The 15149-nt window shown below is 54.7% G+C and carries 14 protein-coding genes; all 14 read left to right on the top strand.

Going from position 1 to position 15149, the window contains the following annotated elements; translation table 11 throughout:
• Positions 1–12: 12 nt before the first annotated feature.
• The 14 genes from mraY to VVR27_RS08600 all read left to right on the top strand — a co-directional run bounded on the left by mraY (position 13) and on the right by VVR27_RS08600 (position 15124).
• The gene (gene mraY, locus VVR27_RS08665; RefSeq protein ID WP_368547985.1) at positions 13–1131 is read left to right on the top strand and encodes a phospho-N-acetylmuramoyl-pentapeptide-transferase; all 1119 of its coding nucleotides are present in this window, start codon (positions 13–15) and stop codon (positions 1129–1131) included.
• Complete coding sequence (murD, locus tag VVR27_RS08660; RefSeq protein WP_368547984.1) at positions 1131–2666, top strand: UDP-N-acetylmuramoyl-L-alanine--D-glutamate ligase; 1536 nt, start codon at positions 1131–1133, stop codon at positions 2664–2666. Before mraY ends, murD begins: the two co-directional genes overlap by 1 nt.
• A 96-nt stretch (positions 2667–2762) precedes the next feature.
• On the top strand, positions 2763–4589 hold the full coding sequence (locus VVR27_RS08655; protein WP_368547983.1) for an FtsW/RodA/SpoVE family cell cycle protein: 1827 nt from the start codon (positions 2763–2765) through the stop codon (positions 4587–4589).
• Between the two features lie 62 nt (positions 4590–4651).
• On the top strand, positions 4652–5749 hold the full coding sequence (gene murG / locus VVR27_RS08650) for an undecaprenyldiphospho-muramoylpentapeptide beta-N-acetylglucosaminyltransferase (protein ID WP_368547982.1): 1098 nt from the start codon (positions 4652–4654) through the stop codon (positions 5747–5749).
• Positions 5746–7239 (top strand): UDP-N-acetylmuramate--L-alanine ligase, encoded by a 1494-nt coding sequence (gene murC / locus VVR27_RS08645; RefSeq protein WP_368547981.1) that lies wholly within the window; start codon positions 5746–5748, stop codon positions 7237–7239. The genes murG and murC overlap by 4 nt, the downstream gene beginning before the upstream one ends.
• Positions 7236–8189 carry a cell division protein FtsQ/DivIB gene (locus VVR27_RS08640; RefSeq protein ID WP_368547980.1) on the top strand — a complete coding sequence of 318 codons (954 nt, stop codon included), beginning with the start codon at positions 7236–7238 and terminating at the stop codon, positions 8187–8189. Before murC ends, VVR27_RS08640 begins: the two co-directional genes overlap by 4 nt.
• 191 nt (positions 8190–8380) lie before the next feature.
• Positions 8381–9583 carry a cell division protein FtsZ gene (gene ftsZ / locus VVR27_RS08635; protein WP_346924286.1) on the top strand — a complete coding sequence of 401 codons (1203 nt, stop codon included), beginning with the start codon at positions 8381–8383 and terminating at the stop codon, positions 9581–9583.
• 113 nt (positions 9584–9696) lie between these two features.
• Positions 9697–10497 (top strand): polyphenol oxidase family protein, encoded by an 801-nt coding sequence (locus VVR27_RS08630; protein WP_368547979.1) that lies wholly within the window; start codon positions 9697–9699, stop codon positions 10495–10497.
• A 12-nt stretch (positions 10498–10509) separates the two neighbouring features.
• Positions 10510–11319 (top strand): YggS family pyridoxal phosphate-dependent enzyme, encoded by an 810-nt coding sequence (locus tag VVR27_RS08625; protein ID WP_368547978.1) that lies wholly within the window; start codon positions 10510–10512, stop codon positions 11317–11319.
• A gap of 137 nt (positions 11320–11456) precedes the next feature.
• Positions 11457–12149, top strand: coding sequence for a cell division protein SepF (locus VVR27_RS08620; RefSeq protein ID WP_368547977.1), 693 nt, complete (start codon positions 11457–11459; stop codon positions 12147–12149).
• Between the two features lie 15 nt (positions 12150–12164).
• Positions 12165–12464, top strand: coding sequence for a YggT family protein (locus VVR27_RS08615; protein WP_368547976.1), 300 nt, complete (start codon positions 12165–12167; stop codon positions 12462–12464).
• Positions 12465–12788: 324 nt separating this feature from the next.
• Complete coding sequence (locus VVR27_RS08610) at positions 12789–13421, top strand: DivIVA domain-containing protein (RefSeq protein ID WP_368547975.1); 633 nt, start codon at positions 12789–12791, stop codon at positions 13419–13421.
• A 176-nt stretch (positions 13422–13597) separates the two neighbouring features.
• Positions 13598–14167: a signal peptidase II gene (gene lspA / locus VVR27_RS08605; protein WP_251379796.1), complete on the top strand. Its 570-nt coding sequence runs from the start codon at positions 13598–13600 to the stop codon at positions 14165–14167.
• Positions 14168–14221: 54 nt separating this feature from the next.
• On the top strand, positions 14222–15124 hold the full coding sequence (locus VVR27_RS08600; protein WP_368548049.1) for an RluA family pseudouridine synthase: 903 nt from the start codon (positions 14222–14224) through the stop codon (positions 15122–15124).
• The last annotated feature ends 25 nt before the right edge of the window (positions 15125–15149 follow it).

The following is a 15149-nucleotide window of genomic DNA, read 5'->3' as shown; positions in this document are numbered from 1 at the left end:
AACAGACTCCGTATGATTTCCATTCTGTTGGCTGCAGCTTTCGGCTTGATCATCTCGATCGTCGGAACACCGATGTACACCAAATGGCTGGTGAAACAGCAGTTTGGCCAGTTCATCCGCGAAGATGGCCCTACCTCCCATCAAACCAAGCGAGGCACCCCCACCATGGGCGGTGTCATGATGATGCTGGCAACGGTGCTAGGTTTCTTCTTTTCCCTCTGGTTATCAGCAGCGATTTTTGGTACTTCCTGGGCAGCGTCCGCTTCAGTTTTGCTCGCCATGTTCCTCATGCTGGGCATGGCCGGTGTGGGTTTCATCGATGATTTCAAGAAAATCTGGAAGAAGCAGAGCGAAGGTCTGACCCCCAAAGGAAAGATTGTCTTACAGGGGCTGATTGGCACCCTCTTCGCGGCCGGCGCCCTCTTCTTCAAAGACGACCGCGGCTGGGCTCCTGCCTCTAGCAAAATTTCATTCACCAGGGATATCTCCTGGTTAGATCTAAGTTTTGCCGGCCCTATTGTTCTACTGCTTCTTTTCATCATTTGGGCTAACCTCATTGCCACCGCAACCACCAACGCTGTCAACCTCACTGACGGCCTCGACGGCTTGGCTACGGGAGCTGCGATTTTGGTCTTTAGCGGCTACCTGCTGATCTCTATGTGGCAGCAGCAGCACCTCTGCACCCCTGCCCCTATGGACACCGTCTGCTACGAGGTCCCTGCCTCTGGGCAGATGGCCATGCTAGCGGCATCCCTCATCGGTGCTCTTATCGGCTTCCTCTGGTGGAACACCTCACCGGCCACCATTTTCATGGGGGATACCGGCTCGCTGGGCCTCGGCGGTGCCCTGGCTGCTTTTGCCATCATCACCCGCACCCAACTGCTTCTGCCCATTATCGCCGGACTTTTCGTCATCATCGCTATCTCGGTCATCCTGCAGGTGGGCTACTTCAAAATGAGCGGCGGCAAGCGAATCTTCCGCATGGCGCCCCTGCAACACCACTTCGAACTGAAGGGCTGGGCTGAAGTTAACGTGGTCGTTCGCTTCTGGATTCTTGCCGGTCTTTTTGTTGCCGTATCCCTGAGCATCTTCTACGGTGACTGGCTCATGAGTAATGGAGGCTCCTTCTAATGAAGGCTAATAACGAAAACCCGGTCTATGCCTATGACCGCCTTGAACAGTTGACCAGCTGGGATTCAGACTGGGCCGGGCTACGCGTCGTTGTAGCTGGTCTAGGCGTATCAGGTTTCGCTGCTGCTGATACCCTCATCGAACTGGGCGCTCGCGTTGTGGTGGTGGACGGTAACGACACCGAAGCCAACCAGACCAAAGCCACCACCTTGAGCATTGTGGGTGCAGCAAAGACTCTGCTGGGCGCAGGTTCCATGGACTCTCTGCCCCTGGTTGAAGGTCAGCCTGCCGAGCTAGTGGTGACCTCCCCAGGCCTACCACCGGCGCTGGGCATCCTGGCCGACGCCCGGGACCAAAAGATTCAAATTTGGGGCGATGTTGAGCTGGCCTGGCGCGTACGCGAACGCGAAGGACGCAAGACTGCTCAGTGGCTCTGCATCACCGGAACCAACGGCAAAACCACCACTGTGGGGATGACTGAAGCCATCCTCCAGACCGCTGGCCACAAGGCCATCGCCGTGGGTAATGTGGGCACTCCCATTCTTGATGCCCTCCGTGACCCGGTGGAATATGACTTCTTTGCTGTTGAACTCTCCAGCTTCCAGTTGCACTGGACCTACTCCCTCTCACCCCTTGCCTCAGTGGTGCTGAATGTAGCTGAGGACCATGTGGACTGGCACGAGGGCTACGCAAACTACCTGGCCGATAAAGCCCGCGTGTATGAGAACACACAGGTTGCCTGCATCTTCAACGCCAACCAGGACGAAATCGTGCGCATGGTTGAAGAAGCTGATGTGGTTGAGGGCTGCCGAGCTATCGGTTTTTGGGCCGACACCCCCGCATTGTCAATGTTCGGTGTGGTTGATGGCCTGCTGGTCGACCGGGCTTTTTTAGATGACCGACGCCATCAGGCCCTTGAAATCGCAGCTGTTTCTGATACCGGTCAGCTACCCACCAAGCACACCGTTGAGAATGCCCTGGTTGCTGCCGCACTCACTCGAGCCGCCGGTATCAGCCCCGAACAGGTAAAAGCCGGCCTGCAAAACTATGAGCCCGGAGCTCACCGCATTCAGCTGGTTGCTAACACTCACGGGGTGCTGTGGGTCAATGACTCCAAAGCGACCAACCCCCACGCTGCCAACGCCTCACTGTCGTCTTTTAACCCGGTCATCTGGGTTGCCGGAGGCCTATCAAAAGGCGTGACCTACGACGAGCTGGTACAAAACCATAAGGACCGCCTCAAAGCGGTAGTGATGATAGGCACCGATACCGATGCGCTACAGTCCGCACTGGACCGCCACGCACCCGAGGTGCCCGTCCACAACATGACGCAGAGCGTCCTTCTATCCAACCAGACAGACGGTGCTGCCGTCATGCAACTGGCGGTCGCCAAAGCCCACGAGATTTCTGAACAGAACGATACCGTGCTGATGGCTCCCGCCGCGGCTTCGATGGATCAGTTTGCATCCTACGCTGATCGCGGTAACGCTTTCATCGATGCAGTGACAGACCTGGTCAATCAAATCAACTCCTAGCTTGTGCTCACGGGGAGGGCTTCACACCTTGGGGTCCGCCCCCTGCATTTTAAGACCCCAACCAGAGAGCCTCTTCCTGAAAGAAGTGATGACACCGTGAGCCTCACTGCTACACCTACGCCGGGTCCATCGAACGGTGGACGGGTACGCCGCACCGCACACTGGCTTAAAGGGCAGTGGGAGCGAGTTCAGCTGCGCCTGAGCTCAATGGTTCTGAGCGATGTGCCCCTGGTCCTTATTGGAACGGTGGTAGTGCTCACCGCATTCGGCATCATCATGGTGCTCTCAGCATCGAGCGTAGAGCAGATTTCAGCAGGTCTGCAGCCTTACGCTCAGGCGCGTTCTCAGGGCTTCTACGCCGTGCTGGGTCTGCTGATCATGGTGGTGATAGGTTATTTCGTTCCTGTGCGCCTTTACCGCAACCGTTTGACGCTGAACTTAGCTCTCGGGGCATGCGCTGTGCTGCTGCTGGCGGTTATCTTTGTAGGCGTTGAGGTCGGCGGTAATAAGAACTGGATTTCCCTGGGCGGTATTAGAATTCAGCCTTCAGAAATTGCCAAGCCGGTGATGATTCTGTGGCTGGCGCTGGTCTTTTCACGGCAGGGACAGATTGACCGCGGTCGCCCTGCTCAAACTATCTTTAAGGCGCTCTTCCCTGCCGCATTAGGGCTCATTACTATCGTGGGTTTGATTCTGGCAGGCCATGATTTGGGGACAGTGCTGGTTTACGGTCTCTTCTTTTCCACCATGCTATTGGCGGCTAAACCTTCGCGTATTACGGTCGTATCGGCCTTCAGCATTCTAGGGTTCGCAGCTCTGGCTCTGGTAGCGATAAGCCCTAACCGTATCGAACGAATTCTCAATACCTTCGCTTTCTGGAAAGAGTGTGTGGAGGCATCCTGTGACCAGGCGAATTCTGGTTTAGCGGCTTTAGCCACCGGTGGTTTCTGGGGAGTCGGGCTGGGGCAGTCACGTCAGAAATACAACTACCTGCCCGAGGCTCATAATGACTACATTTTCGCCGTCATTGGTGAAGAGCTAGGGCTGCTGGGCAGCCTGTCGGTCCTGATGCTCTACGGAGCGCTGATCTACTGTGCCATGCGTATTATTCTTCGGTCCTCAGACCTGTTCATCCGCTTTGCCACTATTGGGCTAATAACCTGGCTGGTAGGGCAGGCCATGATGAACATCGCTATGGTCGTCGGGATGATGCCGGTGATCGGTGTGCCACTTCCCTTCGTTTCCTATGGTGGGTCCTCACTGATCTCCTCCTTGATAGGTGCGGGTATTTTGATTGCTTTCGCGCGCCAAACCCCGCTTCAACCCATCATGGGGGAAGAGTCTAGAGTCGGTAACGGAAGCTCCGTGCAAAAGGACGCCGCTCGCCGAGTAAAGCTCGGGCGGTTAGTGGCTGCTGAACAGGAGAAAATCTCAGCTGACCCCTACAACTCGGGCTGGACTCTTGAAAAGTTCATACAGCGGTTCAACCTTGATAGGTTCGCCTCCGCTATTGCCGGTAGTACTGCGCCAGCTGGGGCAAATGAGCACCAGTCTGGGCAGGTCAGCTTGCATCAGCAACACGGCGGTTCAGCCGACCCCGGTGCACGCCTGTCACCGAAGACTGCGCACCGCTCTGATGATCGTCTACCACCCGAAAGCATGAAAAACTCACGCCCTCCACGGCCAGCCGGTACTGCACCAGCCCACCCCTCTGCTCGCATCCAGCAAGCTAAGCAGGGTCATCAAAGGAAGCAGAACACTCCGGCCTCGAATGTAACCCCCTCAGCGCCTAACCCGCCTCAGGCGCAGCGAGAATCAGAACCCAAAATTCCTGCTGGCTTGCGCACTATCAAAAAAGCTCGCGAGGTTCCAGCAAGGGATTCTAAGGGCGGTCTATCGGGCGGTAAGACACCCCGCGAATAGTGCGCCGGGCGCTGAATGCGTAAACTGTAAGGCGTAAACAACCTTTTTCAGGGAGCGAATGAATGACCAAGGCACCAACCGTAGTGCTTGCAGGGGGCGGAACCGCCGGGCACATTAACCCGATGCTTGCTATAGCACGTGCGCTCAAGGACCAAGAACCCAGCGTCAACATCATGACAGTAGGTACCGAAGGAAGCATGGAAGCAACCATGGTCCCTGCTGCTGGCTTTGAGATAAGCTTCATCCCCAAGGTTCCCTTTCCCCGACGTCCAACTCTGAATGCGCTCAAATTTCCCCTCAAATTTAAGCAATCACTGCATGTGGCGGAGAAGATACTGACCAACAATTCAGCATCCGTTGTGGTTGGAGTCGGTGGTTATGTATGCACCCCTATGTACTTGGCCGCACAAAAGCTCGGCTTACCGGTGGTGATCCACGAAGCCAACGCTAAGCCTGGTTTGGCGAATAAAGTCGGTGCCAAAAAAGCTGCTGTAGTAGCCACTGCCTTTCCTGATACCCCCATTAAGAACGCTCAACTGGTGGGCATGCCAATGCGCCAGAACATTGCAGAGCTAGATCGAGTCAGCGAAGCAACTGCGGCTCGCGAGCGGCTGGGGTTAGACCCTCACCTGCCAACCCTGGTGGTAACCGGTGGTTCGCTCGGCGCGCTCAGCCTTAATAAAACGATCGAAGAGATCGTCGATGATATCGCCGGGTGGGGCTTTCAGGTTCTCCACATCACGGGCCGAGATAAAGCACTGCGCACCCCGCAGGGTGAGATTCGTCAAGCACCTGCCTACCATCAGATTGAATTCATTACTTCCATGGAAGATGTCTATGCCGCTGCTGATCTGTTGATTGTGCGCTCAGGAGCCGCCACCGTCAGCGAAGTAGCTGCTGTGGGCGTTCCTGCTATCTTTGTGCCGCTACCCATCGGCAACGGAGAGCAGGCTTTGAACGCTAAGAGCCTGGTCGATGCCGGGGGAGGGTTGCTCGTCGCCGACGCTGACTTCACCGTGGACTGGTTCCGCCAGCATGTACCGGCTTTGCTCACCGACCACAAGAAACTTAAAGACATGGCTAGCACCTCGTACCAGCACGGTATTCGCGATGCTGCTGCTGTGATGGCCCGTAAAATACTGGAGGTAGCTCACTCATGAATGGCTCACTCATCAATCTTTCTATTGACCTTCCCGCTCCGCTGACCCCTCCCTTCCCGGAGCGTCCTGTGATGGAACAGCTAGGACACGTTCATTTCATTGGCATCGGTGGTGCCGGCATGAGTGCTGTTGCCCGTCTGATGCTGCAGGCAGGCATGACGGTCAGCGGTTCAGATAGGGTAGAGGGAGCAGCCCTTGAATCCCTGAGGCAGCTAGGCGCTACCATTTACACCCCGCAGGCAGCCCAGAACATTACCGGTGCTCAGACGGTGGTCATCTCTACTGCTATTCGTGAGGATAACCCAGAGCTGGCTGCCGCTCGCGCTTCCGGTCTGCTGGTGATCCACCGGTCAGAGGCGCTTGCGGCTACGATGCGGGACTCAAAGGTCATCGCTGTTGCTGGCACCCACGGTAAAACCACCACCAGTTCTATGATTTCGGTGATGATGTCAGGTCTTGAGCTTTCACCCTCATTTGCGGTGGGCTCAACTATCGCTGGCTTCGGGAGCAACGCCCACCTGGGGGCTGCTGGTCCTGAAAGTTGGTTTGTTGCTGAGGCAGATGAGTCTGACGGCTCCTTCGTGCGGTACCGCCCAGAAATTGCGGTGGTTACTAACGCTGAACCCGACCACCTGGATTTCTACGGCACCGCCGAACGGGTAACAGAAGCTTTCAACCGGTTCATTGGCTCAATGGCACCGGGTGGTGTGCTTGTCACCTGCGCCGATGACGCCGGTGCCTCCCAGTTAGCACAGCGAGCCCGCTCAGCAGGAGTAGATGTCATCACCTACGGCGAAGCCTCTGAGGCCCAGGTACAGCTCACTGGAATCACCTCACATGGTACTGAATGCTCATCAAATCTGGTCTGGGACTTCACTGTGGGTCAGCAGAATTTCACCGGGCATATCACCCTCACTCTGCCGGTTCCGGGCGTCCACAACCAGCTCAACGCTACCGCAGGATTTATCTGTGCACTCATTGCGGGAGCCTCACCTTCGGATGCGGTTCAAGCGCTCGGCACCTTTACCGGAACTGACCGCCGGTTTACTTTGCGCGGGGAAGCCGACGGTGTGAAGGTCTTTGATGATTATGCACACCATCCCACTGAAGTTCAGCGTGCTCTGGAGACGGGCAGGACCGTTGCAGCCGGGCACAACCTTTACGTGTTGTTCCAGCCCCATCTCTTCTCCCGTACCAAAGAGTTTTCGACTGAGTTTGCCCGTTCTCTTTCCCAGGCAGACCGGTCCTATGTGCTAGATATCTATCCAGCTCGTGAGCAACCCATAGAGGGCGTCACCAGCCACCTCATTACAGACGCCGGGTACTCAGAGGTGCACTATGCACCAGATGCCCACGAGGCTGTCCGGTCAATGGTTGCTGCGGCTCTACCCGGTGACATCATAATGACGGTTGGAGCCGGTGATATTACCGCCTACGGCCAAGACCTAGTCAACCAGCTGCGTGCACGGGAAAGCTCTGTAGCCCAGTGAGCCACTCCAAAAAAAGCTCACCGGATCAGCACACCGACTCAAAGAACAGCGGACGGCAGCGGACGCCATGGGTCCGCCTCAACTCTTCAAAGGTTGAGCAGCTGAACAGTGAGACAGACAATCTGGTTGATATCTCCACCAATAGCCGGTTTGCACAGTGGAGGCGTGATTACGTCGAACAGGCCCATCTAGAAGATGCTGATAAAGAGGGCCAACCTGCCGATCAGCAGAGCCAACCTCAACCGGCAAGAACACCTCGCTCTGTTCGCCGATGGAAAGGTTGGGTCTACGGACTTGCAACGGTGATAGCTGTAGCTGCCCTGTTTGTAGGCGTGGTTTTTTTCTCCCCCCTCCTCGCCACTCGCACCATCACGGTGCAGGGGGCGTCCTTGCTTGACTCCTCCTACGTCAAGGATCAGCTGGTGCCCCTAGAGGGCGTACCGATGACCAGGGTTACTGAAGATCAAGTCGCTGATTTAGTGGGCAACCAAGAGGTGCTCCGGGGTGTCAGCCTTGAGGCGAGACCACCTCACGAGCTGGTCGTCAAGCTTCATGAGCGCGTACCGGTTGCCGTAGTCAAAAGTGATGATGCTTATGTGATCGTTGATGACGAAGGTAAGCAGTTGCGAACTACTGAAACCGTAGAGAGCGCTGGGGTTCCTCTAGTTGATGGAGGAACGGACATCTTGGGTACGCCGGAATTTACAACAGTAACGGGGGTTCTCGCAGCTCTACCAACGTCTATTCTGTCTCAGGTTTCTGAAGCGACTGCTGATTCAACGTCAACCATCAACTTACAGATGGTTGATGGTACCCAAGTTATTTGGGGAGCACCTGCTGAAAGTGAACTTAAGGCTAAGGTTTTGATGACCCTGATGGAATCAGTGGGCGCTGAGGGCGCCGTGACCGTCTATGACGTTTCAAGCCCGCTTGTCCCCACCGTCAAGTAGTTAAACCTAAAGCTTAGATTATATTTCAATCTTCGTTTTTTCTGAAAAAGTAATGCTTGAACCGACACTGGGGCGACAACCTACCCGTGAAGTTGATAATCTTTCATTGATTGAGTAAATAAAATGTTCCAATCTAAACTTTAAAGTGAAGGTTTAGATTTGTGTCTAAGAGTAAAAACAGTAGGGAATCCATGGATACATCAGCTCCCCAGAACTACCTGGCAGTTATCAAAGTAGTCGGCATCGGCGGCGGTGGCGTAAACGCCGTTAACCGTATGATTGAGGTCGGTCTGCGCGGTGTTGAGTTCATCGCTATCAACACTGATGCTCAGGCACTGCTTATGTCAGATGCGGATGTAAAGCTCGACGTGGGCCGTGAACTGACCCGCGGCCTTGGCGCTGGTGCTAACCCCGATGTTGGACGCCAGGCTGCTGAAGACCACGAGCAGGAAATTGAAGAGGTGCTGAAGGGCGCCGATATGGTATTTGTAACCGCTGGTGAAGGTGGTGGCACCGGTACCGGTGGCGCACCCGTCGTCGCCCGCATCGCCCGCTCACTGGGCGCACTAACCATTGGTGTTGTGACCCGCCCCTTCACCTTTGAAGGCCGCCGTCGTTCAAACCAGGCAGAGACCGGTATCGCCGCTCTACGCGATGAAGTTGATACCCTCATCGTCATCCCCAACGACCGTCTGCTCTCCATCTCAGACCGCAACGTTTCCATGCTCGATGCCTTCAAGTCAGCTGACCAGGTTCTGCTCTCGGGCGTTCAGGGCATCACCGACCTCATCACCACCCCCGGGCTGATTAACCTTGACTTTGCAGACGTCAAGTCCGTCATGCAGGGTGCTGGTTCAGCTCTCATGGGCATTGGCTCAGCTTCCGGTGAAGACCGTGCCGTTAAGGCAGCCGAACTGGCGATTGCATCCCCTCTGCTCGAGGCATCCATCGACGGCGCTCACGGCGTTCTGCTGTCCATCCAGGGTGGTTCAGACCTGGGTCTCTTCGAAATCAACGAGGCAGCACGCCTGGTTCAGGAAGTTGCCCACCCCGACGCCAACATCATCTTTGGCGCCGTCATCGACGATGCCCTGGGCGATGAAGCACGCGTTACCGTGATTGCCGCTGGTTTTGATTCGGTCAACCCCGAAACCAACTCCAATAGCACCAACGCAGCAGCCAACCAGGCAGCACGCACCCAGCAGAGCTTCGGAGGCGCATCTGCTCCCTCTTCAGCTTCACGCGGTTTCAGTGCACCGGCTGCTAACACCTGGGAATCAAACAACAATGATGTTCCCACCAACGCTGGCTTTGACGTTGATTTGCCCCCCGTGGTTGAAGAGACGCCGTCTAACCGACGCGACACTCTGGATGTTCCCGACTTCCTGAAGTAAGGCATCGACCATCACAATTTGATGCGGTGGGGGTGAAGGCAAGATGTGCCTTCACCCCCACTTTTGCGCGGTAGAGTTTTTAGCACATACCCTTGGCCTCAGAAAGCAAATCAATGCACGATGTTTTGTACTCCCGCTACGCCGTTAGCACAGCTGATGGCAGTACGGTCCACCTGGGATTTACCTCCCGCGCTGCCGGTAACCTAGGTCTGCACGTGGGCGATAACCCCGCTGAGGCAGCTGACCACAGAGCATATCTTGAAGATGTTTTGCTGGGGCCCAACGCTGCCGTTGGCTTTATGTATTTAGAGCAGGTTCATGGAACGGAGGTATGCGACGCTGATCAGGTGGTAGTAGCGCGACACGCCAGAACCGGGGATGAAGATGCAGCCCGTCAGCTGAGGTCTGCTGCGCCGGTGGCCGATGCCGCTGTCTCGTGCGACTCCCGTGCGCTGTCCATTATGGTCGCAGACTGCATCCCTCTGGTTTTTGTGGGGGAGCATCGGGCAACCGGTTCACCGATTCTGGGGGTAGCGCACGCGGGGCGTCGGGGGTTACTGGATGGCGTGATTGAAGCCACCGTTCAAGAGCTCCTTGCACGGAGTGCAGAGAATATTCGAGTGTGGATTGGCCCTTCAATCTGCGGACGCTGTTATGAAGTGCCCGCAGAGATGCACCGGGCATCAAGCCGCTTGCTACCGGAGGTTGCTTCTACCACCAGTTGGGGAACGCCGGCTCTTGACCTCCCTGCGGGTGCCCACGCCGTCCTGCACAAACTGCCTGCTGTCACTGAAGTATCAGATGAGTTTAGCGCTTGTACGCTTGAAACAGAGCAACTGTTTTCTCACCGAGCCGTAGCACACGGCAGGGAAGCAGGCAGAATCGCTGGACTTGTATGGGTTGAAAAAGGATAGGTTGGGTTCATCATGTTGATGTATTCAGAGGCACGTGCCAAGGAGTTATCACATCATCTTCAGGAGGTGCAGGCACAGATTGCCGTAGCCTCCCAGGATTTGAGCGCGGTGCGTGCTCGAACTTCTGCGTTACCAGAGCTTACGGTGGTGACTAAATTATTTCCAGCAGAGGATGTGGCTGCCCTTTACGACATGGGCGTACGGTCGGTAGGAGAGAACCGTGACCAGGAGGCCAGTGGTAAGGCTACCCAGCTATTACTGCACGCTCCTTCCGGCGATCCCCTGCGCTGGTCTTTTATCGGACAACTGCAAACCAATAAAGCCAAGTCTGTTGTCAAATATGCGCATGAGGTTCAGTCGGTTGATCGCCTATCGTTAGCGGAGTCTTTGTCTAAGGCTTACCTTAACCAACTCAAGCGCTACGAGGCAGGGGAAGGACCGTCACCTGCCTCCCTGGCAAACGGTGGGCTAAAGTGTCTTATCCAGGTTGGTCTGAACCCCCAGGCTCCCTCGACTGCGGGCCAAGCCTCTTTGGGTGCCAGAGGTGGAGCATCTCCAGAAGAGACCCTGGAGCTGGCCCATCAGATCTCTCGTTTACCCGGACTAGTCTTGGGCGGAGTGATGGCGGTAGCGCCACTGGATCAGAACGCAGATGTAGCTTTTGAGCGTTTGTATAGAACCGCTGAAAAGCTATGGGGCGATTTCCCCGAGGCAAGGACTATTTCAGCGGGCATGAGTAGCGACCTTGAGGCAGCTATTCGGTGGGGGTCTACCAATGTGAGAGTAGGTTCTCACATCATGGGGAAAAGACCAATGCTGTGAAGTGAGGGCTAACCCGGTAAACTTAAGCTGCTGGCCTCCCCTGAAATGGGGGTGCGTTTTGATAGCGTGAAAACCTAAGGATTTAAGAGGTAACGGTGTAACTGCCCAGTGGTGGTTGCCTGTTGAAGGAGATAAATATGGCTCGTACCTTGCATCAGGCAATGGCTTACCTAGGGCTAGCAGAGAATGAGACCGAACGGTCTCAACAGGCTTCTAGAAGGTTAGAACCTGTCTATGAAGAGACCGTATTCGAAGCAGATGATACCTACCAGCCCTTCGACGACGAGGTTGCCTACGAGGAGCCCCATGCAGAAGCCTCTGTGACAGATGACCGGGATGTTTTGCTGGGCACCCTGGGTAACTCTCGATCGGTGAGGGCCTCGGAGTCAGATGATCTGTATGCGCCGTTCCAAAGCTCTGCCACGTCCTCACTCTCCGCGGATAACTACCGCGACCAAGAGCAGTCCTCTGCTCATTTTGCTCCTGTCGAGCGACCTGCCAACCGTTATACCCCCAACGAAAGCGACGAAGAATTGCGCCGTATCACCACCATTCACCCTCGTTCTTACAACGATGCAAAAATCATTGGTGAATCCTTCCGCGAGAACATTCCGGTCATTATGAACGTGACCGATATGGGAGATACCGACGCTAAGCGTCTGGTTGATTTTTCAGCTGGCTTGGCTTTCGCCTTGCACGGTTCGATTGAGAGGGTTACCGATAAGGTCTTCTTGCTGACTCCGGCGAACCTAGAGGTCCTGGGTGCCGAAGGTACTGAGATTCCGGTTGCTTTGGACAGCGATGACAGCAACCTCTTCAACCAGGATTAATTGAAGTAGTTTTTCGTGGGTTATATTTTTGCTTTCCTAACAATCGCAGTTTATTTGCTGATTGTGGTATTTATGGCACGCTTAGTGCTTGACTGGATTCAGATGTTTGCAAGATACTGGCGCCCTCAAGGGGTTATGCTGATTCTTGTGTCCTTTGTCTACGGTGTGACAGACCCTCCCATGAACCTTGCGAGGCGCTATATCAAGCCACTTCGTTTGGGTGGTATATCACTTGACTTAGGTTTCATGATTTTGCTTATCAGTCTGTTTATTCTGCAAACCGTACTTATGTCCTTGACTGTTCGTACCTCATAAGGCACAGCGCTTTTCTGCCCTTTTGAAAGGTGATAAGAACACGAGATTACTTTCAAAGTCAAGGCTCTAAGCGTGATGATTAGCTCATGGGGGGGTGCCAGTCTCTATTCTTGCAACCGTTCCACACAGCATGTAGTTTATTGTTGTAGTAAGGGGAACTACCGGCTTTACTGACTCGTACCAAGTAGAGCTAGCATCACTTTCATCAATATTCATGGTTCAAAAATTTATAAAAAATTTGAGAACTCAATGAAGTTCACCTACCAATAGTTTGGTAGTGAGATGAATGAGAAGCGTAAAACATAGAATTAGAGGTGAACTACCGTGGCACTTACGCCTGAGGAAGTTATCAATAAAAGGTTTCAGCCAACCAAGTTTAAAGAGGGATACAACCCCGAAGAGGTTGACGATTTTCTCGATGAAATTGTCATCGAGTTACGCCGTTTGAACGCTGAAAATAGTAGCCTTAAGGACCAGCTTAAAGAAGCAGAAGCTCAGGCTCCTTTCCCTGCCGCAGAATCTCCAGCCTCCACAGCTCCGGTATTAAGTGATGTTCCTGAAATTGCTTCCGAGCCAGAGGTAACGTCTGCTACTTCTTCCGAAGCTGCTGGTCTTCTGGCCCTGGCTCAGAAGGTTCACGATGACTATGTCATCGAAGGTAAGCGAGAGCGCGAACGTCTGATCGTAGAGGGCCGCGAAGAGGCTAACCTTTTGGTATCTACCGCTCGCGATGAGTCAGACCAGGTTCTGGGCGAGCTCGAGCAGGCTAGGGTTGAACTTGAGCAGTCTGTAGATCAGCTGCGTAGCTTTGAAAGCACCTACCGCTCTTCACTGCGCACCTATATTACTGAGCAGCTGTCGGCCTTGGAACAAACCCCTCACCTTGAACCCCTGGAGACTCCTTCTCTTCTCACAGGCCAGCAGGCTTTGGATCTGAAATCAGACCAAGAAAAATAAGGCTTTCCCGGCTCAAGAGTCAGTTGTGAATTGGTACTGTTCTCAATTCCTGCTCAGGCGGCAACCAATTAAGGTTGCCGCCTGAGATGTTTAAGATACTGCATCTCGTGCGACCTGCGAGAGATAAGCGATAAGCTAGAGGCTGATTAAGAATCAAAGGATGACGAAAGGGTGCCGTGACAGAGGTCCAGCAAAAAGATACCGCTTTGACTCCGGTTCGACGAGTGAGCGGGGTTAAAAAGTTAGTGCTCGCTGCTTTTCTCTTCCTTCTGGTCTATGGCGCTGATCAAATCATTAAATATATTGTTGAAACCACTATGTATGTGGGCCAGTCCATCCCTGTGATTGATGGTTTGCTGTGGTGGCGCTACTATCTCAACCCCGGCGCAGCCTTCTCCATGGGGGAGAACACCACCTGGATTTTCACCATTATTTCTACCCTGGGCGCTCTCGTCTGCATGGTACTGATTGCGCGTGCGCGTTCTTTGGCGTGGACGGTATGGTTGGCAGTTTTGATGGGCGGCATCGTGGGCAACCTCCATGACCGTCTCTTCCGCGAACCTGGCTTTGGAATTGGGCACGTAGTGGACTACATCTCAGTTCCCAACTTTGCCATCTTTAATTTAGCTGATTCAGCTATTTGCGTTTCTATGGGCGTCATTGTCCTACTGACCTTTTGGGGAATCAGAATGGACGGCAACCGTGAAGTGAGTGCCAAGAAAATTGCTGTACAAGAGGAGAAGTAAGTCGTGAGTGAACGCATCATTATCGAACATACCGTTGAGGCCACTCAGGGAGCCATGCGACTGGATGCCCTGCTGGCCGAAATATCTGGCCATGCCCGCACCACGGTGAGCGGCTGGATCAAGAACGGTGAGGTCACCGCTGTTGCTGCTACCGGGCGTCCCCTCAAAGCAAAAGCTTCATCTAAGGTTTCCGAGGGCGATAAGGTTTCGGTGGACGGCACCCCGCCCAGGGACTTGACCCAGATTGAGGCCGAACAGGTAGACGGTTTTAGCATCGTCTATGAGGATGATGACATTGTGGTGGTCGATAAGCCAACCGGTGTAGCAGCCCACCCCTCTATGGGCTGGCACGGCCCTACTGTGGTCGGAGCACTCAAACATGCCGGGGTTGAAATTGCCACCAGCGGTGCTGCCGAACGTAAGGGCATTGTGCATCGCTTGGACGTAGGCACCTCCGGTCTTATGGTGGTGACCAAGAACGAAAAGGCTTACACGGTCATGAAGAATGCCTTCAAGGACCGCACCGTCACCAAGGTTTATCACACCCTGGTTCAGGGGCTACCAGACCCGGTCAAGGGCACCATTGATGCTCCCATCGGCCGCCACCCCGGCAGCGAATGGAAGTTCGCGGTGAACGAGGAGGGCAAGCCCGCCGTGACCCACTACGAGCTGATTGAGGCCTTTGGCCCGGCGTCACTGGTCGAAGTGCACCTTGAAACCGGGCGCACTCACCAGATCCGTGTTCACTTCTCGGCCCTGCGTCACCCCTGCGCCGGTGACCTGACCTACGGGGCTGACCCCATGATTTCAGCCAACCTAGGTCTGACTCGACAGTGGCTACACGCCCACAAGCTGGGCTTTGCCCACCCCAGTACCGGCGACTACGTTGAATTTGAGAGCCCCTACCCAGCTGATCTGCAGTTCGCTCTGGACTCTCTGGCAGACGGCAACTTCTAAAGCACCCCCAACCGGCACCTTGCAC

Source organism: Rothia sp. LK2492, assembly GCF_040946345.1.
GTDB lineage: Bacteria > Actinomycetota > Actinomycetes > Actinomycetales > Micrococcaceae > Rothia > Rothia endophytica.
This window is presented reverse-complemented; position numbering and strand designations above follow the sequence as displayed.